Origin of the sequence: Hydrogenovibrio sp. 3SP14C1 (genome assembly GCF_029625905.1) — a bacterium.
Lineage (GTDB): Bacteria > Pseudomonadota > Gammaproteobacteria > Thiomicrospirales > Thiomicrospiraceae > Hydrogenovibrio.
Genome location: NZ_JARTLM010000131.1, coordinates 1 through 268, shown reverse-complemented (window position 1 = coordinate 268; position 268 = coordinate 1). Strand labels below are relative to the sequence as shown.

1 protein-coding gene is annotated in these 268 nt (G+C 63.1%); it reads right to left on the bottom strand.

The window, feature by feature from the left end:
- On the bottom strand, nucleotides 1–268 hold a 268-nt coding region (locus tag P8629_RS11930), incomplete at both ends, for an EamA family transporter (protein ID WP_278166331.1).

Below are 268 nucleotides of genomic sequence, written 5' to 3'. Positions count from 1 at the left end.
CTTCCGATCTTGCGGCGAGTACACTGACCAGTGCCCCCATGCCAAAACCGCTGAACAGCGAACTGCCAAACTCCAGCTTGCTACCCAGCACCAGGCAGATGCCTACCAGCCCCAGCGCCAGGCCCAGCCATTGCCGTGCGCCCAGGCGTTCGCCCAGCAGTGGGCCTGCACAGGCGGCGGTCAACAATGGCTGCAAGCCGACCAGCAAGGCCGCCAGACCCGCTGGCATTCCCAGGTAAATGCCATAGAATACGCCGCCAAGATAGGT